The organism is Micromonospora sp. NPDC049171, from assembly GCF_040648275.1.
Classification (GTDB): Bacteria; Actinomycetota; Actinomycetes; order Mycobacteriales; family Micromonosporaceae; genus Micromonospora.
In genome coordinates, this window is the sequence record NZ_JBEZDJ010000024.1 from 126,002 (window position 1) to 149,062 (window position 23,061).

The 23,061-nt window shown below is 71.5% G+C and carries 26 protein-coding genes; 12 read left to right on the forward strand and 14 right to left on the reverse strand.

Features of this window, described 5'->3' with window-relative positions:
• Nucleotides 1-88: 88 nt before the first annotated feature.
• From rocD to AB0B14_RS27410, 5 genes are all read right to left on the reverse strand, one after another.
• Complete coding sequence (gene rocD, locus AB0B14_RS27390) at nt 89-1,303, reverse strand: ornithine--oxo-acid transaminase (protein WP_357524922.1); 1,215 nt, start codon at nt 1,301-1,303, stop codon at nt 89-91.
• Nucleotides 1,303-2,118 (reverse strand): dimethylargininase, encoded by an 816-nt coding sequence (ddaH, locus tag AB0B14_RS27395; RefSeq protein WP_357067203.1) that lies wholly within the window; start codon nt 2,116-2,118, stop codon nt 1,303-1,305. Before ddaH ends, rocD begins: the two co-directional genes overlap by 1 nt.
• Nucleotides 2,119-2,726: 608 nt before the next feature.
• A complete protein-coding gene (locus tag AB0B14_RS27400) occupies nt 2,727-3,569 on the reverse strand; it encodes a thrombospondin (RefSeq protein ID WP_357524894.1) in 843 nt (280 codons plus the stop codon).
• 160 nt (nt 3,570-3,729) lie between these two features.
• On the reverse strand, nt 3,730-4,065 hold the full coding sequence (locus tag AB0B14_RS27405; RefSeq protein WP_357066768.1) for a hypothetical protein: 336 nt from the start codon (nt 4,063-4,065) through the stop codon (nt 3,730-3,732).
• Nucleotides 4,062-4,232 carry a hypothetical protein gene (locus AB0B14_RS27410; protein WP_357066770.1) on the reverse strand — a complete coding sequence of 57 codons (171 nt, stop codon included), beginning with the start codon at nt 4,230-4,232 and terminating at the stop codon, nt 4,062-4,064. Before AB0B14_RS27410 ends, AB0B14_RS27405 begins: the two co-directional genes overlap by 4 nt.
• A gap of 225 nt (nt 4,233-4,457) precedes the next feature.
• Between AB0B14_RS27410 and AB0B14_RS27415 the strand changes: the two genes are divergently transcribed.
• The 3 genes from AB0B14_RS27415 to AB0B14_RS27425 all read left to right on the forward strand — a co-directional run bounded on the left by AB0B14_RS27415 (nt 4,458) and on the right by AB0B14_RS27425 (nt 6,655).
• Complete coding sequence (locus AB0B14_RS27415; protein WP_357524896.1) at nt 4,458-5,345, forward strand: helix-turn-helix transcriptional regulator; 888 nt, start codon at nt 4,458-4,460, stop codon at nt 5,343-5,345.
• On the forward strand, nt 5,338-5,538 hold the full coding sequence (locus tag AB0B14_RS27420) for a DUF397 domain-containing protein (RefSeq protein ID WP_357524898.1): 201 nt from the start codon (nt 5,338-5,340) through the stop codon (nt 5,536-5,538). The genes AB0B14_RS27415 and AB0B14_RS27420 overlap by 8 nt, the downstream gene beginning before the upstream one ends.
• 307 nt (nt 5,539-5,845) lie before the next feature.
• Nucleotides 5,846-6,655, forward strand: coding sequence for a DNA-formamidopyrimidine glycosylase family protein (locus AB0B14_RS27425; protein WP_357524900.1), 810 nt, complete (start codon nt 5,846-5,848; stop codon nt 6,653-6,655).
• Between the two features lie 68 nt (nt 6,656-6,723).
• Here AB0B14_RS27425 and AB0B14_RS27430 read toward each other — a convergent pair whose 3' ends face one another.
• Nucleotides 6,724-7,584 carry an aminoglycoside phosphotransferase family protein gene (locus AB0B14_RS27430; RefSeq protein ID WP_357524902.1) on the reverse strand — a complete coding sequence of 287 codons (861 nt, stop codon included), beginning with the start codon at nt 7,582-7,584 and terminating at the stop codon, nt 6,724-6,726.
• A 185-nt stretch (nt 7,585-7,769) separates the two neighbouring features.
• Between AB0B14_RS27430 and AB0B14_RS27435 the strand changes: the two genes are divergently transcribed.
• The 4 genes from AB0B14_RS27435 (at nt 7,770) to AB0B14_RS27450 (ending at nt 11,557) form a co-directional block, all read left to right on the forward strand.
• Complete coding sequence (locus AB0B14_RS27435) at nt 7,770-8,645, forward strand: TIGR03619 family F420-dependent LLM class oxidoreductase (RefSeq protein ID WP_357524905.1); 876 nt, start codon at nt 7,770-7,772, stop codon at nt 8,643-8,645.
• Nucleotides 8,642-9,067, forward strand: a complete 426-nt coding sequence (locus AB0B14_RS27440; protein ID WP_357524907.1) for a nucleoside deaminase — start codon at nt 8,642-8,644, stop codon at nt 9,065-9,067. Before AB0B14_RS27435 ends, AB0B14_RS27440 begins: the two co-directional genes overlap by 4 nt.
• A 274-nt stretch (nt 9,068-9,341) precedes the next feature.
• The gene (locus tag AB0B14_RS27445; protein WP_357066784.1) at nt 9,342-10,607 is read left to right on the forward strand and encodes an AGE family epimerase/isomerase; all 1,266 of its coding nucleotides are present in this window, start codon (nt 9,342-9,344) and stop codon (nt 10,605-10,607) included.
• Nucleotides 10,604-11,557 (forward strand): carbohydrate kinase, encoded by a 954-nt coding sequence (locus AB0B14_RS27450; protein WP_357066786.1) that lies wholly within the window; start codon nt 10,604-10,606, stop codon nt 11,555-11,557. Before AB0B14_RS27445 ends, AB0B14_RS27450 begins: the two co-directional genes overlap by 4 nt.
• A 173-nt stretch (nt 11,558-11,730) precedes the next feature.
• Here the strand turns inward: AB0B14_RS27450 and AB0B14_RS27455 are convergent, their stop codons facing one another.
• The 3 genes from AB0B14_RS27455 to AB0B14_RS27465 all read right to left on the reverse strand — a co-directional run bounded on the left by AB0B14_RS27455 (nt 11,731) and on the right by AB0B14_RS27465 (nt 15,311).
• Complete coding sequence (locus tag AB0B14_RS27455; protein WP_357524924.1) at nt 11,731-12,699, reverse strand: LacI family DNA-binding transcriptional regulator; 969 nt, start codon at nt 12,697-12,699, stop codon at nt 11,731-11,733.
• A gap of 71 nt (nt 12,700-12,770) precedes the next feature.
• The gene (locus AB0B14_RS27460) at nt 12,771-14,150 is read right to left on the reverse strand and encodes an FAD-dependent oxidoreductase (protein ID WP_357524909.1); all 1,380 of its coding nucleotides are present in this window, start codon (nt 14,148-14,150) and stop codon (nt 12,771-12,773) included.
• Between the two features lie 24 nt (nt 14,151-14,174).
• Nucleotides 14,175-15,311, reverse strand: coding sequence for a glutamate--cysteine ligase (locus AB0B14_RS27465; RefSeq protein WP_357066790.1), 1,137 nt, complete (start codon nt 15,309-15,311; stop codon nt 14,175-14,177).
• Between the two features lie 152 nt (nt 15,312-15,463).
• On the opposite strand from AB0B14_RS27465, the gene AB0B14_RS27470 reads away from it, so the two are divergent.
• Nucleotides 15,464-15,757, forward strand: a complete 294-nt coding sequence (locus AB0B14_RS27470) for a DUF6412 domain-containing protein (protein WP_357066792.1) — start codon at nt 15,464-15,466, stop codon at nt 15,755-15,757.
• A gap of 101 nt (nt 15,758-15,858) precedes the next feature.
• Complete coding sequence (gene yidC / locus AB0B14_RS27475) at nt 15,859-16,605, forward strand: membrane protein insertase YidC (RefSeq protein ID WP_357066794.1); 747 nt, start codon at nt 15,859-15,861, stop codon at nt 16,603-16,605.
• Nucleotides 16,606-16,609: 4 nt separating this feature from the next.
• Here the strand turns inward: yidC and AB0B14_RS27480 are convergent, their stop codons facing one another.
• Nucleotides 16,610-17,281, reverse strand: a complete 672-nt coding sequence (locus AB0B14_RS27480; RefSeq protein ID WP_357066796.1) for a DedA family protein — start codon at nt 17,279-17,281, stop codon at nt 16,610-16,612.
• A gap of 58 nt (nt 17,282-17,339) precedes the next feature.
• Entirely contained in the window at nt 17,340-17,954 is a 615-nt protein-coding gene (locus AB0B14_RS27485; protein WP_357524911.1) for a DUF1349 domain-containing protein, read from the reverse strand.
• 57 nt (nt 17,955-18,011) lie between these two features.
• Here AB0B14_RS27485 and AB0B14_RS27490 point away from each other — a divergent pair, with 57 nt between their 5' ends.
• Entirely contained in the window at nt 18,012-19,664 is a 1,653-nt protein-coding gene (locus tag AB0B14_RS27490; protein ID WP_357067208.1) for an alpha-amylase family protein, read from the forward strand.
• A 43-nt stretch (nt 19,665-19,707) separates the two neighbouring features.
• Nucleotides 19,708-20,466, forward strand: a complete 759-nt coding sequence (gene fabG, locus AB0B14_RS27495) for a 3-oxoacyl-ACP reductase FabG (RefSeq protein WP_357066800.1) — start codon at nt 19,708-19,710, stop codon at nt 20,464-20,466.
• 53 nt (nt 20,467-20,519) lie between these two features.
• On the opposite strand, the gene AB0B14_RS27500 is transcribed toward fabG, so the two are convergent.
• The 3 genes from AB0B14_RS27500 to AB0B14_RS27510 form a co-directional block, all read right to left on the reverse strand.
• The gene (locus AB0B14_RS27500) at nt 20,520-20,936 is read right to left on the reverse strand and encodes a hypothetical protein (protein WP_357066802.1); all 417 of its coding nucleotides are present in this window, start codon (nt 20,934-20,936) and stop codon (nt 20,520-20,522) included.
• On the reverse strand, nt 20,929-21,321 hold the full coding sequence (locus AB0B14_RS27505; protein WP_357066804.1) for a hypothetical protein: 393 nt from the start codon (nt 21,319-21,321) through the stop codon (nt 20,929-20,931). The genes AB0B14_RS27500 and AB0B14_RS27505 overlap by 8 nt, the downstream gene beginning before the upstream one ends.
• A 115-nt stretch (nt 21,322-21,436) precedes the next feature.
• Nucleotides 21,437-21,799: a cupin domain-containing protein gene (locus AB0B14_RS27510; RefSeq protein WP_357524913.1), complete on the reverse strand. Its 363-nt coding sequence runs from the start codon at nt 21,797-21,799 to the stop codon at nt 21,437-21,439.
• A gap of 192 nt (nt 21,800-21,991) precedes the next feature.
• On the opposite strand from AB0B14_RS27510, the gene AB0B14_RS27515 reads away from it, so the two are divergent.
• Nucleotides 21,992-22,894, forward strand: coding sequence for a Gfo/Idh/MocA family oxidoreductase (locus AB0B14_RS27515; RefSeq protein ID WP_357066808.1), 903 nt, complete (start codon nt 21,992-21,994; stop codon nt 22,892-22,894).
• Nucleotides 22,895-23,061: the final 167 nt, after the last annotated feature.

Sequence of the window (23,061 nt, forward strand, 5' to 3'; positions counted from 1 at the left end):
CGCCAACCCCGGTTGATCATGGAGTTATTGCCACGACACGCTGCGGCAGCGGGCAATAACTCCATGATCAACGCGTGGGGGCGGCGGGTTAGGCGGCTAGCACCTCGGCGAGAGTGGAGACCGCCAGGTCGATCTCTTCTTCGGTGATGACCAGGGGCGGGGCTAGCCGGATGGTGGAGCCGTGGGTGTCCTTGGCGAGTACGCCACGCTGGGCGAGCCGCTCGCACGCCTCCCGGCCGCTCATCAGCGCCGGGTCGATGTCCAGACCGGCCCACAGGCCACGGACGCGTACCCCGACGAGACCCTTGCCGACCAGCCCTTCCAGGCCGGCCCGCAGCCTCTCACCCAGCTCGGCCGAGCGGCGCTGGAACTCGCCGGTGGCCAGCAACCGGACCACCTCGATCGCCACCGCGCAGGCGAGCGGGTTGCCGCCGAAGGTCGAGCCGTGCTGGCCGGGCTTGAGCACCCCGAGCACGTCGGCGTTCGCGGCCACCGCGGAGACCGGGATGATGCCGCCGCCGAGCGCCTTGCCGAGCAGGTACATGTCGGGCACGACGCCCTCGTGGTCACAGGCGAAGGTCTTGCCGGTACGCCCCAGACCCGACTGGATCTCGTCGGCGATGAACAGTACGTCGCGCTCGGTGCAGACCTGGCGTACACCCGGCAGGTAGCCCTCGGGTGGCACCACCACGCCCTGCTCACCCTGGATCGGCTCCAGCAGCACGGCCACGGTGTTCTCGTCGATCGCGGCGGTCAGGGCGTCCAGGTCGCCGTACGGCACGACCGTGAAACCCGGGGTGTACGGCCCGAAGTCGGCGCGCGCGTCCTCGTCGGTGGAGAAGCTCACGATGGTGGTGGTCCGGCCGTGGAAGTTGCCCTCGGCGACCACGATGTTGGCCTGGCCGGCGGGCACGCCCTTGACCTGGTAGCCCCACTTGCGGGCCACCTTGATCCCGGTCTCCACCGCCTCGGCGCCGGTGTTCATCGGCAGCACCAGCTCCTTGCCGCACAGTTCGGCCAGCTCCCGGCAGAAGTCGGCGAACTGGTCGTGGATGAACGCGCGGCTGGTCAGCGTGAGCCGGTCCAGTTGCGCGTGCGCGGCGGCGATCAGCTGCGGGTGCCGGTGGCCGAAGTTCAGGGCCGAGTAGCCGGCGAGGCAGTCCAGGTAGCGGCGCCCGTCCACATCGGTGAGCCAGGCACCCTCCGCGGACGAGATCACCACCGGCAGCGGGTGGTAGTTGTGCGCTGTCCAGCGCTCGGCGTCCCGGACCGCTTCCGGCGTCCGCAGGATGTCATCCACGATCACTGGCTTGCCTTTCCCTGACGGAGTCGCAGCGTGCAGCACTTCGGTCCGCCGCCGGCCTTGAGCAGCTCGGACAGGTCGACACCGATGGTCTCGTAGCCCCGGTCGCGCAGCTTGGCGGCCAGGTCGATGGCCTGCGCGGGCAGCACCACGTGCCGTCCGTCGCTGACCGCGTTCAGCCCCAGCACCTCGGCGTCGGCCATGGTGGCATGCACCGCGTCGGGGAAGAGCCGGCGCAGCACGGCCTGGCTGCCGGGGGAGAACGCCTCCGGGAGGTACGCCACGGTCCGCTCGTCGAGCACGGTCAGCGCGGTGTCCAGGTGGTAGAAGCGCGGGTCGACCAGTTGCATGGTGATCACCGGGTAGCCGAAGACCTCCTGCAACTGGGCGTGCGAGGAGTGCGCCGTGCGGAAGCCGGTGCCGGCCAGCAGGTGGTCGCCGGCCAGCAGGACGTCGCCCTCACCCTCGTTGACGTGCTTCGGGTCGTACATCTCGAAGCCGGCGTCCTCGAACCAGGCCCGGTAGGCGGGTGCCTCGTCGGCGCGCTGCGGGTCGCGGAACTGCACGGCCATCGCCTTGCCGTCGATGACGGTGCCACCGTTGGCGGCGAAGACCATGTCGGGCAGGCCGGGCACCGGAGTGATCTCCTCGACGGTGTGGCCCAGGTCAAGGTACGTCTGGCGGAGCTTCTCCCACTGCCGGACGGCGAGCGCCGCGTCGACCGGGCCGCTCGGGTCCATCCAGGGGTTGATCGCGTAGTCGACGGCGAAGTACGTCGGCCGGCACATCAACAGGCGCTGGCTGGTGGCGTCCATCGTCATTAGTCCTGCTCCCAGGGTCGGGCGCGCCCGGCCACCGTGGCCCACGGGCTGGCGCCGCTGCTCAACGCTATGCGGCCCCGGCGGCAGGATCCACCACTGAGAGTTGCGCAGACCGAACATTCGTTGCGTCTGGGCGGTTTGCAGTCGCGAATCGTTGCGTCGCGGGTTGCGCGAGCTGGTATTCGTGTTCTGGGCCACCCGCTCCTCTTGGTGGGCGTGGCCCACCTTTGCTCTGCACCCGCTGCTCCTGGTGGGTCCCGGCAACCCCTTTGCTCTACACGCCCGCTGCTCGTGGGGTGCCCTTGGCTCACCTTTGCTCTGCACCCGCGGATGCGCCAGCTACCGGCCGTGAGCGTCGACTCGGCGGGTGCAGAGCAAAGGTGCACGCGGGGGCGGCCGGTCCGCTGCCGGCAGGAGGAGGCGCGCGTCGGCCCAGCGGGCCACCCCAAGGGGAGCCGCCTGACCCTGGAAACACTTCAGGGGCGGCGAATCGCCGCCCCTGAAAGGGTGTCGCCCGGCCGGTGAACCACCGGATCAAGTCGGGCTGCCGGCGAACCGCCGGCTTGTCGCCGGTGCATCACCGGCGAGCGGAACAGTGCCCGCTAGAAACGGTCGACAAACTGTGAGTCAAGCCACTCCCGGAAGCGTTGCACCCAGTCGCCATCCGTGGTCGGCCAGTCGAACTGCCCGGTCATCGCGAGCACCCCGATCACCACCGCGGCCAGCCCGATCAGCACACCGAAGAGCGCATCGGTCTTGCCGGCGACGTGCCGGCGGCGGGTGGCCATCAGGCCGAGCACCGCGAGCACCGCGCCGAAAGCGCCAAGCCCGATGCCGTACCCGGCCAGAGTGCCGGTCAGCACGAACAGCGCACCGGCGACGGAGACGATCAGGCCAAGGGTGGCGAGCAGGCTGGCCCGCGGCTTCGGGCCGCGCGTCGCTGGCGGCTCGGGCGTGGTCACGCCCGGGGTCGGGTCGACCGGACGGTCGGTGGTGACCCGGTCCGTCGTGTCGGACCGGCTGGTGGTGTTGTCGAGGTCGGTGTCCCGCTCGGCGGTGCGGGCCACGGTCGGGGCGGTGCCGGTGCGGGTCTCGGTCTCCACCGGGCGGGCGGTGTGGGTCTCCGCCGGGCGGGTGGTGCGGGGCTCGCTGTCGACCGGGCGGGCGGTGGCGGCTCGGGCCACCGCTGCCCGCTCGGCGGCACGCCGCTCGGCCTCCCCGAGCTGACCGGTGGGCGCGGTGGCGCTGCGGTACGTCGTCTGGTCGGCGTCCCGCTCGGTGATCACCGGTCGGTCGGTGACCTCGTCGGACCGGCCCGTGTCGGTCGCCGCCGTGCTGTCCCGGTCAGCGCCCGGGGTGTCGCGGCCGTCCACGCGGCCGTCGAGGTTCTCGTCCCGCGTCGGTGCCGGCTCGGACCGGCGGGACAGCGAAGGAATCCTGACCACTACACACCTCCTGATAAATGCGTGGTGGCCGTCGGAAGGGGTGGCACCCACGCGGTACCGCCCTGAAATACCCACCTGGGCGTTTCCTGACACCAATCCCGGGTACGGGGTCGCCACGCCGGGCCGCGACCGGCGTGCGGCGGTGGCCGGCGTGCGTCGATCATCGCCGGGCCGACTTGCCGGACGTGGGTGTGGGCGCGGACCTGCCCGGCGTGGACGTGGACCTGCCGGACGTGGGCTTGGGCGCGGGCCTGCCCGGCGTGGGCGGGGGCGCGGCGCGGAGCAACCGCACCCCGGCCTGCTGCACGTACACCTCCCGCTTGTCGACGGCCAGGCCCTTGTCGTCCAGGACGTAGCCCGTCAGCCAGACCCACCCGTGGTATGTCGGGCGCGGGTCGGCGTGGACCAGTCGAAGGCGTAGCGCCCGATCGCCGGCGAACTGCACCGAGCACGCCGCACCGATCAGCAGCAGGTCGCCGGGCTTCCAGCCGGTCATGTCGGCCAGTGACCGCGGTTGATCGGGATGCGGTGGCGGACCCGGCAGGGCAGGTCCGCGCCGCAGCGGCACACGGTGCGCCAGCGCACCCAACTCCACACCGGCCGGTGTCGACGGGCGAGGGTCAGCGCGGTGACCAACAGGTATTCGTTGTACGACACGCGCATCGCGGTGTCCTTCCGAGGAATAGCGTCACGCCGGCCTTGTGCTGACGCTATTCCCGACACCGTTTTCCGGGAGGCGCCAACGCGTGACAGCATGTTCCACGCTGGCCACCTTGTGCAATCCACACCGCCGTCCTAATGTCAGACCACATTGACGCACGAGGAATGGAAAAGAAATGCGTGCGAGGCGAAACATTCGGTGTTGCAGGAGGGACGCGGTGATGTTGCATGACGGATGAAACAAGCGGGTCGACGGTCCCTCGACGGCAGCTCGGCCGGCTGCTCACGCAGCTCCGCGAGGACGCCTCGGTGTCGCTGGACGCCACGGCCGAAGCACTTGACTGTTCACGGCAGAAGGTGTGGCGCATCGAGAAGGGGCTGGTCCCGGTGCGCGTGGTGGACGCCCGAGCGATGTGTGTTCTCTATCGGGTGCCCGACGACATGGGCGAGATCGTCGCCGGGCTCGCGAAGGAGACTCGCGCCCGGGGGTGGTGGCATTCGTACGGCGATGTCGTCCCGTCATGGTTCTCGCTGTATGTCGGCCTGGAATCGTCCGCAACTCTGATCCGCCGATATGACTCGGAGCTAATCCCCGGACTCCTGCAAACCCGGGAGTACGCCAGCGAGTTGTTCCGCCGGAAGAACCCGACCATGCGCCCGGAGGATCGGGAAAAGCTGGTGGAGGTCCGGCTGCAACGGCAGAGCATCCTCGTGCGCCGGCTGCCCGCCGCGCCCACCCTGCGGGTCGTCCTGAGCGAGGCCGTGCTGCTGCGCAGCATTCCCGATCGCCGGGCGATGGCACAGCAGCTACGCCACCTGCTCGACGTGGCCGCACTGCCGACCGTGACTCTGCGGGTCCTGCCGCTCGCCGCCGGTCCGCCGTTGGCCAGCGAGACCGGCACCTTCGTCCTGCTGGATTTCCCACAGGCTTTCGGGAGAGCGTCGACCGAGCCGACCACCGTCTACGTCGAGAACATCACCGGCGCGCTCTATCTGGACAAGCCGGCCGAGGTGGCCGCCTACGAACATGTCTGGTCGGACCTGGAAGCCCTCGCCTTGAGTGAGGCAGAATCAAAGAAAATGATCACTTCGATCATCGAGGAGCATCATGACTGACCTTGCCGGTGCGATCTGGCGCAAGAGCACCCGCAGCGGCGGCAGCGGCGGTGACTGCGTCGAGGTGGCCGACAACCTGCCGGGCGTCGTGGGCGTACGGGACAGCAAGGACCCGACCGGTCCGGCGCTCGCCTTCACCCCGGACACCTGGGCCGCGTTCCTGGGCGGCGTCAAGGGGCAGCGCCGGGTCTGACCACGCCGTCCAGGGCGCCCTCCCGCCGTGATCGACTCGCCTTCCTGAAAGTCGGGGTGTCCCGCTCACCAGAACACCCCGATTTCCTGAAAGCCGAGTCGATCAAGCCCGGGGGTGCCCGGCCCGGGGGTGCCCCGAGGCGATCGGCGCGGCGCATGGCCCGAGGCGATCGGCCCGGGGGCGCCGCGAGGCGATCGGCGCGGCGCATGGCCCGAGGCGATCGGCCCGGCGGTGCTCCGAGGCGATCGGCGCGGCGCATGGCCCGAGGCGATCGGCGTCTCCGCGTGGCTGGCTATCCTTGGGACCCGTGCCAGAGGGACATTCGATCCACCGCCTGGCGGCCCGGCACGCCGAGCTGTTCGCCGGGGACAAGGTGCACGCCGCCAGCCCGCAGGGGCGCTTCGCCGACGGTGCCGCCCGGCTCTCCGGGATGGTGCTGGAGGGCACCGAGGCGTACGGCAAGCACCTGCTGCACCACTACGCCGGCGAGCTGGCTCTGCACGTACACCTTGGGCTTTTTGGGAAGTTCGCCGACGGCGCGGGGGAGCCACCGGAGCCGGTCGGCCAGGTGCGGCTGCGACTGGCCAGCGATCGGCACTGGCTGGACCTGCGCGGGCCCACCGCCTGTGAACTGATCACTCCACCCGAGGTGGCCGCGCTGCGGGCCCGCCTCGGGCCGGATCCGCTGCGCGCCGACGCCGACCCGGAGCGGGCGTACCGCCGGATCTCGCGCAGCCCGACGCCCCTCGCGGCGCTGCTGCTGGACCAGTCGGTGGTGGCCGGCACCGGGTTGATCTTCGTGACCGAGGCGCTGTTTCGGGCCGGGTTGTCGCCCACGATGCCCGGCCGCCGGCTGACCCGGGACGGCTGGGACGCGCTCTGGGCCGACCTGGTCGCCCTGATGCGGCTCGCGGCCGAGCACGGCCGGATCGACACCGTGCGCGACGCACACCTGCCGGAGGCGATGGGCCGGGCGGCGCGGGTGGATCGGCACGGCGGTGAGGTGTACGTCTACCGCCGCCCCGGTGCGCCCTGCCACGTCTGCGGCACCGAGGTCAGCCGTGGCGAGCTGGCCGGGCGCAATCTCTACTGGTGCCGCACCTGCCAGCTCGGCTGAGCAGGTCGCGTCGGCTGAGCCGGTCGCGTCGCGCTTGGTCGTGCGGCAGCCAGGGACCGATCGATCGGTCAGTCGAGCAGCCAGCGGACCACCTCGATCTGGTGCGGAAAGACGCCGTCGTTGGCGACGCTCCAGGCCAGCGTCTGCCCGATCGTCCAGCCCCGCACCCGCTCCCGGTCCAGCCCGAGGTCGGTGCTGAGCCGGTGTAGCCGGTGCCGGACAGCGGCCGGCGAGTGGCCCAACTCCGGACCGCGCACCATCGACACGACCGAGAACTCGCGCTCGCCGGTCAGCGGCTTCGGGTCGATCGCCAGCCACGGCTCCCGGTCGGCGGCGAGCACGTTGCCGGCGTGCAGGTCCTGGTTGACCAGTACCTGCTCGCCCTGGCTCGACACCAGGTCGGTGAGCAGGGCGAGCGCCGCGTCCAACAGTCGCCGCTCGTATGGCCGGCCGGCCCGCTCCCACGCCCTCGGCATCCGGTCGATCCAGCCGGCGGCCTCCACGGCGAGCGGGGTGAACGGCGCGCCGGCGGGCCGCCAGAGCCGGGGCAGGAGCCCGGTTACCACGTCCAGCGCCCGGTCCATCGGCAGCTCGTGCAGCGGACTGCCGGGCCGGCAGCGCTCCACCAGCAGGGCGCGCCGTCCCGGATCGTGTGCGAGTAGCCGGATCGCGCCGTCGCCGTCCCAGTGGGTCAGCGCGTCGGCCTCGTGCCGGCTGTCGTCGTCCGGGTACTGGAGTTTCAGCACCGCCGCCGTGCCGTCCGGCAGGTCCGCCGGGAGCGCCAGCGAGGCGTACGCCTGCCGGAAGGGCGGGCCGAGTCGCAGCGACCACTGCTCGGCGCACTCCGCCAACCACGTCGGGAGGGCGGCGAGCCAGGCCCGGCCGGTCGGTGCCGCGCCTACCCAGCCAAGCCCCTCGGGTAGCTCCATCCGGCCATCCTGGGGCAGGGCGTTCATCCGCCGGGCCGGACCGGGCCGGCGTCCGGCGCGGGCCGCGATCGGGCAAGGCTCGTCAGGGTACGCGGCCCCCACCTGCCGGCCGATCCGTGCCCAGGGCCAGCACAGGCAGGGATCATGGTGTTCACACGCCGGTCCACAGTGGCTAGCGTAAGCCCGTGCAGATTGGCGTGAACGTCCCGAACTTCGGCCCGGGCACCGACCCCGACGTGCTGCGACGGTGGGCGCAGACGATCGAGGGTCTCGGGTTCGACCTGCTGATGGTCTCCGACCACATCGCGGTGACCCCGGACGTGGCCGAGCAGTATCCGGCGCCGTTCTACGAGCCGTTCACCACGCTGTCCTGGCTGGCCGGGGTGACCCGCCGGGTCCGGCTGGGCACCACGGTGCTCATCGTCCCTTACCGGCATCCGCTGCTCACCGCCCGGATGGCGGCGAACCTCAACCGGCTCAGCGGTGGCCGGCTCGTCCTCGGCGTCGGCGTCGGCTGGGCCCGGCAGGAGTTCGAGGCGCTCGGCGTGCCGTTCCAGCGGCGCGGCGCGCTGACCGACGACTACCTGCGCGCGATGCGCGACGCCTGGCAGAACGCCGACGACTACGACACGGGTGCGATCCCGATCTGGGTCGGCGGCAACAGCGACGCCGGCATGCGCCGCGCCGTTCGACTCGGAGACGCGTGGCACCCGCTGCGCCTCACGCTCGGTGACCTCACCGACGCGGCCGGCCGGCTCGCCGCCATCGCCGACGACCTGGGCCTCCCCGCGCCCGCGCTGATGCCGCGCATCGCACTCCAGGAAACCCGGGACCCGGTCACCGGCTCCGACCGGCTCGCCGGTGTGGGCACCATCGAGCAGATCACCGCCGACCTCGACCAGATCCGGCTGCTCGGCGCGGAGACGGTGGTGCTCGACCCGTTCAACGGCGACCTCGCCGAGATCCACCAACCCGAACGCGCCTGGCAGACCCTCGCGGCCGTGGCCGCGTACCGCAGGACGGCCGTGGCCGCGTACCGCAAGACCCAGGAGGTCCGATGACACCCGACGACGAAACGTTTCTCCGCCGCGCCGTGGCACTCGCCAGCCAGGCCGGAGCATCCGGCGAACGGCCGTTCGGCTCGTTGCTTGTCGGGGCGGACGGCACCGTCCTGATTGAGGACCACAACACCGTGGTCTCCGACGCGGACATCAGCGCACATCCGGAACTCAAACTGGCCCGCTGGGCCGCTCGGGAACTCCCTCCCGAGGTGGCCGCCGGCACCACCATGTTCACCAGTTGCCAGCCCTGCCCGATGTGCGCGACAGCGATCGACAGGTCCGGGCTCGGGCGGGTGGTGTACGCCCTGTCCAGTGAGCAGTTCGAGGAGGTCAAGCCGGCCACCCCGCCGCTGCCTCCGGTGCGTTACGAGGGGCCGGCGCTGTTCGACGAGGCGCGTCAGCCGATCGACGACTACTACTGAGCGCAGCGGTAGGGGAGGTCGCCGACCTGCTGGACCGCGTCCTGACGGCTGCTGCGGCGGCGGTGCGGTGTGACGCAGACGGAATTGACAGTTGGCCGGCCGCCGGAGCAGGGTTGAGAAGTGACAACGATGTCAACGGGCAAAAGGGAGGAAAACTCTTCCCGCCGCACGTGTCGCTTCGTGGCGTACCGTTGACGGTTTTGCGGCGCGGACCCGGTCCGTGCGCCGATCCTGGCCCTATGTCCCTTCCCTACTCGACGGTGACCCAGCTGAGATGACCGACGTGCCCCGATCCGACGCCCAGACGACCCCCGCTCCGGCCGGGTCACCCGACCTGCCCGACCTGGACGACTTCCTCGCCGACCAGACCCACACCCTGCTCGACACGGCCCGCCGCGCGGTCCGGCCGGAGGGCGGCTTCTGGTGGTTGACCGACGACCGCACCCCGGACCGTGGCGAAGCGGTGTACACCTGGATCACCTGCCGGATGACCCACGTGGCCGCCCTCGCCCACCGCAACGGCGACCCGGACGCCGCCGCCCTCGTCGACCACGGAATCGCCGCGCTCAGCACCCTGCTGCGCGACGACCGGTTCGGCGGTTGGTTCAGCGCCGTGGACCAGCAGGGCGCGCCAGTCGACGACCACAAGGCCGGCTACGACCACGCGTTCGTGCTGCTCGCCGCATCCAGCGCCGCGCGCGCCGGACGGCCCGGCGCGAAGGAGTTGCTCGCCGACGTGCTGACCGTGGTGCGGGACCGGTTCTGGGACGACGAGGCGGGCGCGGTCCGCGAGTCGTGGGTCCGGGACTGGACGGTCACCGAGGACTACCGCGGCGCGAACAGCAGCATGCACATGGTCGAGGCGTTCCTCGCCGCTGCCGCCGCCACCGGCGACGCGAGCTGGGCCGACCGCGCCCTGCGGATCGCCACCCACCTGGTGCACACCGAGGCCGCCCGGCACGACTGGCGGCTGCCCGAGCACTTCACCGCCGACTGGACGCCGCTGCTCGACTACAACCGGGACCAGCCCGCCGACCCCTTCCGGCCGTACGGCTCGACGATGGGCCACTGGTTGGAGTGGGCCCGGCTGCTGCTGGAGTTGGAGGCCGTCCTGCCGCAGCCACCCCGCTGGCTGCTCGCCGACGCCCGCAGCCTCTTCGCCGCGGCCGTGCGCCGTGGCTGGGCGGTCGACGGCGCCGACGGCTTCGTCTACACGATCGACTGGGACGACCGGCCGGTGGTGCGCTCCCGGATGCACTGGGTGCTCGCCGAGGCCATCGGCGCGGCGATCACCCTGCACCGTCGCACCGGCGACGACGTCTACGCCGACTGGTACCGCGTCTTCTGGGCGTACGCGCGCCGCTACCTGATCGACGGCACCGGATGGCGGCACGAGTTGGACGCACAGAACCTGCCCGCCGACACGGTCTGGCACGGCCGGCCGGACGTCTACCACGCGTACCAGGCGGTGCTGCTGTCGCGCTCGGCCAACGGGCTCGGTGGCCCCGGCCCGCTCGCCCCGGGCGAGGTGACCGCATGATCGTGGTCGCGGGAGAGGCGCTCATCGACCTGGTGGTCACCGCCGAGGGTCAGCGCGCCGTGCCGGGTGGCTCCCCGGCCAACGTCGCGCTCACCCTGGCCCGGCTCGACCAGCCGGTGCGGCTGCTGGCCCGGCTCGGCACCGACGAGTACGGTCGGCAACTCACCGCGCACCTGAGCGCCAACCGGGTGGACCTGGACTGGGCGGTCCGCGCCGCGGAGCCCACCTCGGTGGCGGTGGCCACGTTGAACGCCAGCGGGCAGGCCAGCTACGAGTTCCGGCTGGCCGGCACGGCGGACTGGCAGTGGACGCCAGGGGAGCTGCCCGACCTGACCGGGACGCCGGCGACCGCGCTGCACACCGGGTCCCTCGCGCTCGCGCTGCCGCCCGGGGCGCAGGTGCTGGAAGACCTGCTCACCCGGGAACACCGCCGGAACGGGCTCACCGTCTCGATCGACCTCAACCTGCGGCCCAGCATCGTCACCGACCGGGCGGCCGAGCAGGCCAGGGTACGCCGCCAGATGCCCCTCGCGAACCTGGTGAAGGCCAGCGACGAGGACCTGGCCTGGCTCTATCCGGGCCGGTCGGTGGGCGACGTACTGGCCGAATGGCGCGAGGCCGGGGTGTCCTGCGCGGTGGTGACCCGGGGTGGCGAGGGCGCCTGGCTGCTCGCCCCGAACGGATCACTGCACGAACAACCGGGGGTACGCACCACAGTTGTCGACACCGTCGGAGCGGGTGACTCGTTCACCGGCGGTCTGTTGGCCGCGCTGGCCGACCTCGATGCGCTCGGCGACCGCCCGGCCGACCGGCTCGCCGCGGTGACCGAGCAGCAGTGGGGCACGGTGCTCCGCCAGGCGGCGACGGTGGCCGCACTGACCTGCGCCCGCCAAGGCGCAGACCCACCCCGCCGAGCAGAAGTCCAAGCCCTCCTCAACCCAACCCCGTAAAACCCCGACCCCTCACCCCCCACCCCCACCCCCGCCCCGCCCCAGGCTCGCCGGGTCGATCATGGACTTGTGGTGCCTCACAAACGCCGCGAAGTGCAGTCAAACGCCCACCACAACTCCATGATCGACCGGGTGGGGGTGGGCGGGGCGAGCGGGCGCGGGGGCGGGGCGGGTTAGGTTAGGCCTCGTTTTAGGAGTTTGGTGGGGAGGACTGTGGTGGACGGTGGGGTGTCGTCGCCGGCTACTCGTTGGAAGAGGCGCTCGGTGGCGACTCTGGCCAGCTCCCGGGTGTCGTAGGCGACCACGGTCAGTGGCCGGGGCATCAGGTGGGACAGTTCGAAGTCGTCGAAGCCGACGAGTGCGGCGGTACTGCCTCGGCGGTGCAGCTCCTGGAGGGCGCCGACGGTGAGCCGGTTGTTGGCGCAGAAGAAGGCCGTCGGCGGGTCCGGCAGGTCGAGTAGCGCGGCGACGGCCCGACCGGCCTCCTCGGGGGCGATGAGCCGTTCGCGGACCAGCGACTCGTCCGATGCGACCCCGGCGGTGGCCAGCGCCGCCCGCGCCCCGGTCAGCCGCTCGCGCATCGTGGGCACGCTCGGCGCGCCGAGCAGCAGGCCCACCCGGCGGTGCCCCTCGTCGAGCAGCGCGCTGACGCCGGCATGGCTGCCGCCCCGGTTGTCCAACAGCACCGCGTCGGCGTGCAGCCCCTGCGGCGGCCGGTCCAGGAAGACCACAGGCATTCCCAGCTCGACCTCGCGACGCAGGAACGAGTGGTCGAGACCCGCCGGCACCACCAGCAGCCCGTCGACCCGCCGCTGGGTGAAGTCCTGGAGCAGGGCGCGTTCCCGTTCCGGGTCCTCCTCCGACGAGGCGGTGATCAGCATGGTGCCGTGGGCGGCCGCGATCTCGGCGGCAACACTGGCGATTGTCGCGTAGAACGGGTTGGCGATCTCCTCGATGAGCAGCCCGACCGTGGCGTTGAGCTGCCGGGAGCGCAGGTTGCGGGCGATGTCGTTGCGGCGGAAGCCCAACTCGGCGATGGCGGCCAGCACCCGGTTGACCAGTTCCTGCCCCACCGGCTCGTCGTTGACCACCCGGGAGACCGTCTTCAGGCTGACCCCGGCGTGCCGGGCCACGTCGACCATCGTCGGGCGCCGACGCACCGTCGGCCGGGTCGGGGTCTGGGTCACGGGTCGTCCTCCACTGCGGGCGCCGGTCAGCGGTCGGGGGCGGCGAGCGCGTCGACCGCCTTCCGCGCGGCGACGAGCACCGGGTCCCACACCGGCGCGTACGGCGGAGCGTAGCCCAGGTCCAGTGACGTCATATCGTCCACCGTCATGCCGTTCCAGAGTGCGACAGCCAGCGTGTCGATGCGTTTGGCCGCCTCGGACCACCCGACGATCTGCGCGCCCAGCAACCGGCCGCTGGGTCGCTCGGCGATCAACTTGACGGTCATCGGCCGGGCACCGGGGTAGTAGCCGGCCCGGTTGGTCGACTCGGCGATCACCGAGACGAAGTCGAAGCCGGCCAGGGTGGCCTCCTGCTCCCGCAGGCCGGTGCGTCCCACCTCCAGGTCGCAGACCTTGGTCACGGCCGTGCCGATCACGCCGGCGAAGGTGGCGTACCCGCCGCCGATGTTGATCCCGGCCGCGCGGCCCTGCTTGTTGGCGTGTGTGCCCAGCGGCACGTGCACCGGCATCCCGCTGACCCGGTGCAGTGTCTCCACGCAGTCGCCGGCAGCCCAGACGTCGGACAGCCCGGCCACCCGCATCCGGCGGTCCACCCGGATGCCGCCGGTCGGGCCGATCGGGAACCCGGCAGCCTTGGCGAGCGCGGTGTTGGGGCGTACTCCCAGGCCCAGGACCACGACGTCGGCCGGTATCGGCCCTTCGGCCGTGACCACCGAGGACACCCGGCCGTCCCGCTGTTCCAGGCCGGTCACCGGCAGGTCGGTGCGGATCGTGACACCCAGGCCGCGCATCGCCTCGGCGACCAGCTCGGCCATGTCGCCGTCGACGGTCGCCATGGGCTGCGAGCCGGCCTCGACCAGGGTCACCGACAGGCCGCGCTGGATCAGCGCCTCGGCGATCTCGACGCCGATGTAGCCGCCGCCGACCACCACGGCCCGACGCGGCTGCGGCTCGGCGTCGAGCCAGTCGCGCAGCGCCGCCCCGTCGTCGAGGGTCTGCATGCCGAACACGCCGCCCGTGTCGGTGTCCGCCCAGGGCGGTTTCACCGGCACCGCACCGGTGGCGTACACCAGGTCGTCGAAGCGCTCGCGGACCTCGCCGCCGCCCTCCAGGTCCCGGGCGACCACCTCGCGGCGGTCCAGGTCGATGGCCGTGACCTCGTGGCGCATCCGGACGTCCATCTCGTACGTCGTGCGGAACGTCTCCGGATCCCGGGCGATCAGCGCCTCCGGGCCGGACACCAGGCCACTGATCCAGTACGGGATGCCGCACGCCGAGTAGGAGGTGAAGTGGCCCCGCTCGAAGACCACGATCTCCAGGTCGTCACGGTCGCGGCGGCGTCGGGCCTGGGACGCCGCCGACATTCCGGCGGCGTCCCCGCCGATGACGATCAGCCGTTGTGCCACGGGCTCATCCTGTCACGACGGTGATCAGCCACGGGTCTGCCGCGCGACGTCCTGCACAACGTCGGTGAGTCGGCCGGTGCGCTCGTACACCGCGCGCTGCCGGGCCGCCCCGCTGCCGTGCCGGCGCAACCCGCCCAGCAGGTCGGTGACCTCGGCCCAGTCGCCGTGCTGCTCCAGCGCCGGCCGCAGCCGCTCGACGAACCGGTCCAGTAACTCCCAGGCCGGGCGGACCTCGCCGGTGGTGACGTCGACGGCGTCGCCCTCCAGGCCGTCGTGCGCGGCCCTCCAGTGCGCGCCGACCAGCAGGTGGTGATCGGTCTGCAACGCCGGGCGGCCGGCCTCGACGTCCGCCATGGCGGTGGCCACCAGGGCCCGGACCAGCGCGGCGACCAGCACCGCGTCGTCCACCGACGGGCAGACGTCGCCGATCCGCAGCTCCACGGTCGGGTACTTCGCCGACAGCCGGGCGTACCAGTAGAGCATCCCCTCGTCGAGCATCACCCCACTGGAGATCAACTGACTGATCAGCCGCTGGTAGTGCTCGTGCGACTCCAGGAACGGCGTCGGCGCCACCGACGGCCAGCGCTCCCACTCCACCGAGCGCCAGCTCGCGTAGCCGGTGTCCTCGCCTCGGGAGAACGGGGAGTTGGTGGTCATCGCGTGCAGCATCGGCAGCCAGGGGCGTACGTGGTTGAGCACCTGCACGCCGGTCTCCGGATCCGGAACGCCGACGTGCACGTGCATGCCGTTGTTGCCGGGGCCGGGAACGAGCAGCCGGAACCGCTCGATCATCCGGTCGAAGCGGGGCTTGTCCACCACCGGCGGCACCGGGCCGTCCACCGGGCCGGTGCCGATGGCTAGCAGGCGTACGCCGGCCCGCTCGGCGGCGTCGGCGAGTGCCCGACGGAGTACGCCGAGGGAGTGCCGGATCGACGACAACTCCAGGCCGGGCGGGCTGCCGATCTCGATCTGACTGGTCTGGAACTCCCGCTCCACCTGCCCGCGAAGTTCGGCCGGCACCTGCTCCATCACCAGGTCGACGGCCGGGACCGCGGCCCCGGTGTGCGGGTCGACGAGCAGGAACTCCTCCTCGACACCCACGGTGAGCAATCCGGTCGCCCCAGCCATCTCGCTGGGCGCCTCCGCCACCTGACCGGTCATCGACACCACCGTCCGTTCCTACCGTTCGCGGTCCGTCCGCGTCGGTCCGCTGCTGGTTACCCAACGTGGCGATGCCGGGAAACGTCGCGGTGGCCTGGGGCGTGCCGCCGGTTTCGCCAGGATGACGTGACAGTGGGTCCTATGCTGGGCCCGTGCCGGTGCCACTGGGGTTTGTCGGGGTCGCGTGGGTTTCCGCGTTCGCCCAGCTCACCCTGCTCGCTGGCCGTCCGACCGACCTGCTGGCCGGTGCCGCGCTGACCGCCCTGGTGCTGCTCGCCGTGGTGCTCGCGGCGCGGGTGCTCGGCCGCTCGGGTGTGCCGGGCACCGGGCCGCGCTGGGCCGGGTTGCGAGCCCGGTCCCGTGCTCGCCGGGTGCCCCGGCAGATCGACCCGGACGCCGCCGGTCGCCCACGCCCCCGTGCCCCGGGACACCCCTCGGCCGCGTAGCGCCACGCCGCCACGCGGCCGATCCCGCCGTCACCGGCCCCCCTGTCGAGCGGACACCGCCCGGGGTTGGGCCCCACCGGAATCGGACCGAGGGGTTTCCCATGCTTGCCTTCGCACCACTGCACGACGCTGTCGCCGCTGCCGGCACCGCGCTGTCCTGGCTCACCGACCTGCTCGAACCGTTGTCCGGCGGCATGTCGACCGCCGCCGCCATCGTGCTGTTCACCATCGCCGTCCGACTGCTGATCTCGCCGCTCACCGTCGCGCAGGTCCGCGCCGAGCGGCGCCGCGCCGCGCTCGCCCCGCAGGTGCGTGACCTCCAGCGGCGGTACGCCGAGGACCCGGCGACGCTTCAGCGCGAGGTGTTCGCGTTGTACCGCAGTGCCGGGGCCAACCCGATCGCCGGCTGTCTGCCGTTGCTGCTCCAGGCGCCGTTCCTGCTGGTGCTGTACCGGCTGTTCACCACGAACGAGGGTGGCACCGGGCTGCTCGACGAACGGCTCGCCGGGGTGTCACTGGGTCACCATCTCAGCGACGGTGTGACCGGGGCGGCCGGCCCGCTCTTCGCCGTACTGCTGGCGGTGCTGCTGGCGGTGGCCTGGTGGTCGTCGCGGCGGGCTCGGCGGGCGTCCGCGGCCGTCGGCACGGTGGCCGGCACCCCCACCGAGGGGCCGGGCGCGGCTGTGCTCGGGCGACTGCTGCCCCTGCTGCCGTTCACGACGGTGCTGGTGGCGCTGGTGCTGCCGCTCGCCGCGGTCATCTACCTGGTGACCACGAGCGTGTGGTCGGCCGCCGAACAGGCGGTGCTCCGCCGGCCGCAGGCGGTGCCGTCGCCGGCCGACCGGTAGCCGATCAACGACCGGCGGTCACCGACCGCCGGTCGTCGCGCTCCCGACGCTTGCGGACCTTACGGATCACCCAACTGACCACCATCACCACGAAGACCGCGCCGATCGCGTAGTTGAACCAGTTGCTGTAACGCTCGACGTCCTGCCAACGGCTCCCGAGCGCGTAACCGGCCCCCACGATGAGACCGTTCCAGACCCCGCTGCCGATGGTGGTGAGCAGGATGAACTCACCCATCGGCATCCGGTTGGCCCCGGCCGGCACGGACACCAGGCTGCGGACCACCGGCACCACCCGACCGATCAGCACCGCCCACCGGCCGTGCCGCTCGAACCACCTGTCGGCCTTCTCCAGGTCGTCGCTGTCCACCAGTGGAATGTGGTCCAACCAGCGCTTGAGCCGTTCCTCGCCGAGTGCCGCGCCCAGCCAGTAGAGCACCAGCGCGCCGACCAGCGAGCCGACCGTCGCGGCGAACACCACGAGGAAGACGTTGAACTTGCCCTCGTGGGCCAGGAAACCGGCGAGCGCCAGCACGATCTCGCTGGGGATCGGCGGAACGATGCTCTCCAGCGCCACCAGCAGCGCCACGCCGACCGGGCCCATCGCCTCGATCACCGAGGCCACCCAACCGGTCAACCCGGTGAATTCGGACGGGTCGCCAGCCTGGGCGTACGCCATTGGTCGTCCTTCCGGTCGGCTGTCGGGGATCGGAGGGTCTTACCCGATAAGGCGATTGCTACACCTCGGGGTGCAGAGCGGTGTCCGCCGGACCCTGCCGCCACCCGGTGAACACCACGCTCAGGCCGGCGCGCGACGGCGCGCAGCAGAACGGGCCCGCCACGGCCTCGGCCGCCGGGTCCAGCGGGGCGAGCCGGACCAGTCGCCACGGCTCGTCGTCGGCCCGGGCGCGGACGGTCAGCGCGTCGCCGGCCCGGCTGACCCGGACGGTCACCTCCCGGCCCTCCCACTGCGGCACCGGCGCCACCGACCAGTCGGAGAACTCCCGGGTCACCACCGCGCCGAGCTGCGCCGCACCGTCGCTCACCTCCACGCCGGCCTTGGTCCAGGTCCGTTCGTCGACGCGGACGAACGCACCGGCCTGGTCGAACTGCGCCGAGAAGTCGAGCCGGAAACTCACCTCCATGGCGGTGCCGACCGGCAACGGTGCCAGCAGGGCCGGGCCGTTGTCGTGCACGAAGCCGTAGCTGGTCCGCCGCCAGAAGTCGCTGTCCGCCGCCGGCTCGACGACGAGCGCACCGGCGGGGCCGTCCTCGACGCGTACCGGCGGGTGCAGCCACCTGCCCGCGGACCAGTCCAACGGTGTGCTCGGCGGTACGAGGTCGTTTCCCATGACAGGCACGATAACCAAGGGTTTGCCGCGGTGATCGATCGGAGAAGTCTCTCCCGCATGGGTGACCGCTGGTATTCCGAAGCCGTCGTGTATTGCCTCGACATCGACACGTACGCCGACTCCGACGGCGACGGGGTCGGTGACATCCGTGGGCTGATCGGGAGGCTGGACTACCTGGCCCGGCTCGGGGTGACCTGCCTGTGGCTGCACCCGATCCACCCGTCGCCCAACCGCGACGACGGCTACGACGCCACCGACTTCTACAACGTGGACCCGCGCTTCGGCACCCTCGGCGACTTCGCCGAGCTGCTGCACCAGGCACAGAACCGGGGTATCCGCGTGATCATCGACCTGGTGGTCAACCACACCTCCGACGAGCACCCGTGGTTCCAGTCCGCCCGATCCTCGCCGGACTCGCCGTACCGCGACTGGTACGTGTGGTCCGACACCGAGCCGGACGACCGGCACCAGGGCATGGTCTTCCCGGGCGAGCAGGACGAGACCTGGAGCTACGACCGGACCGCCAAGGCGTGGTTCTACCACCGGTTCTACAAGTTCCAGCCGGACCTCAACTTCGCCAATCCGCAGGTCCGGGCCGAAGTCAAGAAGATCATGTCGTTCTGGCTCCAGCTCGGCGTCTCCGGCTTCCGGATGGACGCGGTGCCGTTCATCATCGAGCTGACCGAGCCGGGTAACCCGAACTCCCCGAAGGACTTCGAGTTCCTCACCGAGATGCGCCAGCACGTGCAGTGGCGGCGCGGCGACGCCGTCCTGCTGGCCGAGGCGAACGTCGAACCGGACGAACTGCCGACGTTCTTCGGCGACAGCAGCGGCTCCGGCAACCGCATCCACATGCTCTTCGACTTCATGCTCAATGGTCGACTCATGCTCGCCCTGGCCCGCGAGGACCCGGAGCCGCTCATCGACGCGCTGCACGACACCCCGAAGTTGCCAGTTGGTGGGCAGTGGGCCACCTTCCTGCGCAACCACGACGAGATCGACCTGTCCCGGCTCACCACCGAACAGCGCAACCAGGTGTACGCGCAGTTCGGCCCGGACGAGACCATGCGCATCTACGACCGGGGCATCCGCCGCCGGCTCGCCCCGATGCTCGGCAACGACCGGCGACGCATCGAGCTGGCGTACGCGTTGCAGTTCTCCATGCGCGGCACGCCGGTGCTGCGCTACGGCGAGGAGATCGGGATGGGCGAGGACCTGTCGCTGCCCGGTCGGGAGGCGATCCGTACCCCGATGCAGTGGTCGTACAAGCCGAATGCCGGCTTCTCCACGGCGGAGGAGGAGAAGCTGGTCCGACCGGTGATCGACAAGGGTGAGTTCGGCTACCAGACCGTCAACGTCACCGCCCAGCGCGGCGACCCGAAGTCGCTGCTCGCCTGGTTCGAGCGCATGATCCGTACGCTGCGGGAGGCCCCAGAGATCGGCTCGGGCTCGACCACCCACATCGACGTGGCGATGCCGGCCGGAGTGCTGGCGCACCGCGCGGACGGACCGACCGGGACCATGGTCTTCGTGCACAACCTCGGCACCGACGACGTCGAGGTGGACCTGAGCAGTCTCGAACCGGAGGCCGACATGCCCATCGACGTGCTCACCGATCGTGGTTACGGCGAGCTCGGCAAGCTCGGCGCGGTGAAGGTCTCCGGCCACGGATACCGGTGGATTCGCCTATGCCGGGGGCCGGCCTGTTGAGGTTAAGCTCCTCCGATCGACCCCACGTTACCGGGAGGTAATCATGTCGGAGGAGCCCCGCGTCGCCATCGTCACCGGAGCCGCGCGCGGTATCGGCGCGGCCACCGCCCGACGGCTGGCCGCCGACGGCATGGCCGTCGCCGTGGTCGACATCGAGGAGGCGGCCACCAAGGAAACGGTGGACGCCATCGTCGGCGCCGGCGGCCGGGCACTCGGTGTGGGGGCCGACGTGTCCGACCGCGATCAGGTCGAGGCGGCGGTGTCCCGGGTCGCCGCCGAGCTGGGCGCGCCCACCGTGCTCGTCAACAACGCCGGTGTGCTCCGCGACAACCTGCTGTTCAAGATGACCAACGCCGACTGGGACACGGTGCTGGGGGTGCACCTGCGCGGCGCGTTCCTGTTCAGCCAGGCCGCACAGAAGCACATGGTGGACCGCAAGTGGGGGCGGATCGTCAACCTCTCCAGCACCTCCGCGCTGGGCAACCGGGGCCAGGCGAACTACGCCGCCGCCAAGGCCGGCCTCCAGGGCTTCACCAAGACGCTCGCCATCGAGCTGGGGCCGTTCGGGGTGACAGTCAACGCGGTCGCACCCGGGTTCATCGTCACCGACATGACCGCGGCCACCGCCGCCCGGATGAAGGTCGACTTCGAGGACTTCAAGAAGCACGCGGCGGCCGAGATCCCGGTGCGTCGGCCGGGGTTCCCGGAGGACGTCGCCCACACCATCTCGTTCCTGGCGAGCGAGGGTGCCGGCTTCGTCTCCGGTCAGGTCATCTACGTCGCGGGCGGCCCCCGGGACTGACCCATACTCCCGACGAGGGCGCTCCTTCGCGAAGGGGTGCCCTCGTCGCCGCGTCAGGCGGCGGTGCGGCGGGTGCGCCAGAGCCAGATCAGGCCGAGCACCGGCAGTACCAGCGGGATGTAGCCGTACCCGCTGCCGAACTGCGACCAGACCGTCTCGTCCGGGAAGAGCTCCTTGTCGACAAGGCTCAGGATGCCGACCGCGACCACCCCGACCAGCTCCACGGAACAGCACGCCAGCGCGACCCGTCGACCGGTGTGTCCGGCGCGGGCCAGCCCCACCGCCGCCACGATGTAGATGAGCGCGGCCACCCCGGACAACAGGTAGGCCACCGGCGCCTCGTCGAACTTGGTGGCGAGCTGTAGGCCCGCCCGACTCGTCGCCGCGATCGCGAAGAGCAGGTAGACCGCGATCAGCAGCCGACCCGGGCCGGCGTTCGTCGCGCGGCCGGCCGGTCGGGTCTCACCCACCGAGCACCTCCCAGGTCTGCTGCAACCGGACCACCACCACCGGGGTGACCAGGCAGACCGCACAGACGATCGCCGAACCCCAGCGGGTCGGCTCCATCCGGGCCAGCACCCAGGCCAACGGCGGCAGGCACACAAGCGTGACCAGATAGCCGAAGAACGCGCCGGGCTCACCGGGCCGGTCCCCGCCGCCGACCGCGACCAGGGCCAGCACGCCCACCACGAGCAAGGCCACCTCGAGTACGGCCAGGCCGATGAACTGCACCCGGTCCGGCGGTCGTTGGCGCACCGCCGCCACCAGCGCCCACACCGCGACGAGCAGCGACAGCACGATCGACACCGTCGCGACGATTCCGTCCACCGGCGAGTCGGCACCCACGCTGGTCACCGGGCCTGCCCGGTCGTTGCCTCGGTCACCGGCACAGCCTACTAACCGCCGTAGTAATCGGATGACCCTGCCTCGCCGGGCGGCCGCCAGGGTGTCCGTAACGCCCCGGGGGACCTCAGTCGCTGTCCGGCAACCAGTAGACCGAGACGGCCAGGAGCGGCTCCGGTCCGTCGTTCCGGATCTGATGCTGCACCCCGCTGTCGAACGCCACGACGTCCCCGGACCGCAGCACGCTCGTCCGGTCGCCGAAGGTCAAGGTTCCGGTGCCGGACACGATGATCCACACCTCGCGCGATCGGTGGACATCGAGGTCGTTCGACGTGTTCGGGGCCACCGACCAGCGAGCGACCTCGAACGGCGCGGGCGCCGCCGACGGAAACGGCAGCAGCGCGAGGTGCACGGGCCCGCCCTCGGCGAAGTCGTACGAGTGCGCGAAGTCGACGGGACCGCTGGTCAGTGCTGAATCGATACTCGCCATGCCATCGAGACTGCCCCGTCGAACCTGCCGCGTCTGGCGGCATTCGGACACGGCGTTGTCGAGGGCGGGCCCGTGGAAACAGGGGTGGGCAGCGTCGATTGGTCGAACCCGCCGCCGTCGTGGCAGGTGGGACGACTAGCGTGGATCACGGCCGTGGCGTTGCCACGGGGTGGGGAAACAGCGGAGGTACACGTGCTGCGGTTCGGTTTGTTCGGCACCGGTCACTGGGCGATCGAGACGCACGGGAAGGCGTTGCACGCACATCCGGACGCGGAGTTGGTCGGGGTGTGGGGGCGTAACCCGGAGCGGGCCTCCGCGCTGGCCGAGCGGTACGGGGTGCCGGCCTACGCCGACGTCGACGCCCTGATCGCGCAGTGCGAAGCGGTCGCCGTCGCGCTACCGCCGGACGTCCAGGCCGACATCGCGGTCCGGGCCGCGTCCGCCGGGCGGCACCTGCTGCTGGACAAGCCGCTGGCGCTCAGCGTGGCCGACGCCGACCGGGTCGTCGCCGCCGCCGAGGAGTCCGGGGTCGCCTCGGTCGTCTTCTTCACCCAGCGGTTCCAGCCGAACGTGACCGCTTTCCTCGCCGCCACCGCCGCCGTCGGGGGCTGGCAGCACGGCCGCACCACCGCGTTCGCCTCGATCTTCCAGGACGGCAGCCCGTACGGCGGGTCGTTGTGGCGCCGGGAGCACGGCGCGCTCTGGGACATCGCCCCGCACGCGCTCTCCATCCTCCTTCCGGTGCTGGGCCGGGTGACCCAGGTCGCGGCGATGGACGGACCGAACGGGATGGTGCACCTGCTGCTCACCCACGAGGGGGGAGCCACGAGTAGCGCCTCGCTCTCCCTGGACGCCCCGACCGAGTCGATGGCCCGGGAGTTCGTGTTCTACGGCGAGAACGGCATCGAGAACGTCCCGTTCGGCGAGAACGACGCCGCAACCGCGTTCGGCGTCGCCATCGACCAGCTCGTCGAGCAGGTGCGAGCCGGCACCCGCGACCACCGCTGCGACGTCCGCTTCGGCCGTGAGGTCGTCGGCATCCTGGCCGCCGCCGAAACCGCCCGCACCGAATCCCGCACAGTCCCGCTCCCCTAACACCCCCACCCCCTGACCCACCCCACCCACCCCACCCCCGCCTGTCGACCCCGGTGATCATGGAGTTAGCGGCGCGACACGCCGCTTGGGGTCAAGGGGTGAGTGCAATCGTTAGGTAGCGATGAGGTGGTCCAGGCGTTCGGCTGGGGTTGCCCAGTCGAGCGTCT

Coding starts and splice junctions, on each gene's coding strand:
- AB0B14_RS27415 (WP_357524896.1), top strand. CDS start 4,458: ATGACGGATGAAACAAGCGGGTCGACGGTCCCTCGACGGCAGCTCGGC.
- AB0B14_RS27490 (WP_357067208.1), top strand. CDS start 18,012: ATGGGTGACCGCTGGTATTCCGAAGCCGTCGTGTATTGCCTCGACATC.
- AB0B14_RS27510 (WP_357524913.1), bottom strand. CDS start 21,799: ATGGCGAGTATCGATTCAGCACTGACCAGCGGTCCCGTCGACTTCGCG.
- AB0B14_RS27480 (WP_357066796.1), bottom strand. CDS start 17,281: ATGGCGTACGCCCAGGCTGGCGACCCGTCCGAATTCACCGGGTTGACC.
- AB0B14_RS27485 (WP_357524911.1), bottom strand. CDS start 17,954: ATGGGAAACGACCTCGTACCGCCGAGCACACCGTTGGACTGGTCCGCG.
- yidC (WP_357066794.1), top strand. CDS start 15,859: ATGCTTGCCTTCGCACCACTGCACGACGCTGTCGCCGCTGCCGGCACC.
- AB0B14_RS27465 (WP_357066790.1), bottom strand. CDS start 15,311: ATGACCGGTCAGGTGGCGGAGGCGCCCAGCGAGATGGCTGGGGCGACC.
- AB0B14_RS27455 (WP_357524924.1), bottom strand. CDS start 12,699: ATGGTCGACGTGGCCCGGCACGCCGGGGTCAGCCTGAAGACGGTCTCC.
- ddaH (WP_357067203.1), bottom strand. CDS start 2,118: ATGGACGCCACCAGCCAGCGCCTGTTGATGTGCCGGCCGACGTACTTC.
- AB0B14_RS27450 (WP_357066786.1), top strand. CDS start 10,604: ATGATCGTGGTCGCGGGAGAGGCGCTCATCGACCTGGTGGTCACCGCC.
- AB0B14_RS27405 (WP_357066768.1), bottom strand. CDS start 4,065: ATGACCGGCTGGAAGCCCGGCGACCTGCTGCTGATCGGTGCGGCGTGC.
- AB0B14_RS27445 (WP_357066784.1), top strand. CDS start 9,342: ATGACCGACGTGCCCCGATCCGACGCCCAGACGACCCCCGCTCCGGCC.
- AB0B14_RS27410 (WP_357066770.1), bottom strand. CDS start 4,232: ATGCGCGTGTCGTACAACGAATACCTGTTGGTCACCGCGCTGACCCTC.
- AB0B14_RS27440 (WP_357524907.1), top strand. CDS start 8,642: ATGACACCCGACGACGAAACGTTTCTCCGCCGCGCCGTGGCACTCGCC.
- AB0B14_RS27430 (WP_357524902.1), bottom strand. CDS start 7,584: ATGGAGCTACCCGAGGGGCTTGGCTGGGTAGGCGCGGCACCGACCGGC.
- AB0B14_RS27420 (WP_357524898.1), top strand. CDS start 5,338: ATGACTGACCTTGCCGGTGCGATCTGGCGCAAGAGCACCCGCAGCGGC.
- fabG (WP_357066800.1), top strand. CDS start 19,708: ATGTCGGAGGAGCCCCGCGTCGCCATCGTCACCGGAGCCGCGCGCGGT.